The 1,639-nt window shown below is 49.8% G+C and carries 2 tRNA genes and 1 rRNA gene (1 of these 3 running past the window's edge); all 3 read right to left on the reverse strand.

The annotated features are described in order from the left end of the window. Window positions 1-1,214: ribosomal RNA gene (locus tag AC3WKX_RS34040) — 23S ribosomal RNA — on the reverse strand (it extends 1,779 nt beyond the left edge of the window). A 232-nt stretch (window positions 1,215-1,446) separates the two neighbouring features. Then, window positions 1,447-1,522, reverse strand: a tRNA-Ala gene (locus AC3WKX_RS34045). A gap of 30 nt (window positions 1,523-1,552) precedes the next feature. Continuing rightward, window positions 1,553-1,629, reverse strand: a tRNA-Ile gene (locus AC3WKX_RS34050). Between the last annotated feature and the right edge of the window lie 10 nt (window positions 1,630-1,639).

A 1,639-nucleotide genomic window follows, 5' to 3' on the forward strand; every position in this document is an offset into this window, starting at 1 on the left:
TCAACTCACCTTCACAGGCTTACAGAACGCTCCTCTACCGCATCATCCGAAGATGATACCCGTAGCTTCGGTGTATGGTTTGAGCCCCGTTACATCTTCCGCGCAGGCCGACTCGACTAGTGAGCTATTACGCTTTCTTTAAAGGGTGGCTGCTTCTAAGCCAACCTCCTAGCTGTCTAAGCCTTCCCACATCGTTTCCCACTTAACCATAACTTTGGGACCTTAGCTGACGGTCTGGGTTGTTTCCCTTTTCACGACGGACGTTAGCACCCGCCGTGTGTCTCCCATGCTCGGCACTTGTAGGTATTCGGAGTTTGCATCGGTTTGGTAAGTCGGGATGACCCCCTAGCCGAAACAGTGCTCTACCCCCTACAGTGATACATGAGGCGCTACCTAAATAGCTTTCGAGGAGAACCAGCTATCTCCGAGCTTGATTAGCCTTTCACTCCGATCCACAGGTCATCCGCTAACTTTTCAACGGTAGTCGGTTCGGTCCTCCAGTTAGTGTTACCCAACCTTCAACCTGCCCATGGATAGATCGCCCGGTTTCGGGTCTATTCCCAGCGACTAGACGCCCTATTAAGACTCGCTTTCGCTACGCCTCCCCTATTCGGTTAAGCTCGCCACTGAAAATAAGTCGCTGACCCATTATACAAAAGGTACGCAGTCACAGAACAAAGTCTGCTCCCACTGCTTGTACGCATACGGTTTCAGGATCTATTTCACTCCCCTCTCCGGGGTTCTTTTCGCCTTTCCCTCACGGTACTAGTTCACTATCGGTCAGTCAGTAGTATTTAGCCTTGGAGGATGGTCCCCCCATATTCAGACAAAGTTTCTCGTGCTCCGTCCTACTCGATTTCATGACTAAGAGATTTTCGCGTACAGGGCTATCACCCACTATGGCCGCACTTTCCAGAGCGTTCCGCTAATCTCAAAGCCACTTAAGGGCTAGTCCCCGTTCGCTCGCCACTACTAAGGGAATCTCGGTTGATTTCTTTTCCTCAGGGTACTTAGATGTTTCAGTTCCCCTGGTTCGCTCCATACACCTATGTATTCAGTGTAAGGTAACCATCTTATGATGGCTGGGTTCCCCCATTCAGACATCTCCGGATCAAAGTCTGTTTGCCGACTCCCCGAAGCTTTTCGCAGGCTACCACGTCTTTCATCGCCTCTGACTGCCAAGGCATCCACCGTATGCGCTTCTTCACTTGACCATATAACCCCAAGCAATCTGGTTATACTGTGAAGACGACATTCGCCGAAAATTCGCAATTACTCACAAATTTTACCTTAGCCTGATCCGTTACCAGTGAAAGTAACGTTCAGTCTATCTTTCTATCACATACCCAAATTTTTAAAGAACGATCTAGTCAAAGACTAGAAATCAACATTCACCATCACATCGATGGAATGCTCATTTCTAAGCTTTCAAGACAGAAGCAGTAGTGGTGGAGCCAAACGGGATCGAACCGTTGACCTCCTGCGTGCAAGGCAGGCGCTCTCCCAGCTGAGCTATGGCCCCGTATTTCTACAGGCGTTTCCCACACAAAATTGGTGGGTCTGGGCAGATTCGAACTGCCGACCTCACCCTTATCAGGGGTGCGCTCTAACCAACTGAGCTACAGACCCAATTTCGGGC

This window comes from Pseudomonas sp. GP01-A4 (assembly GCF_058780865.1).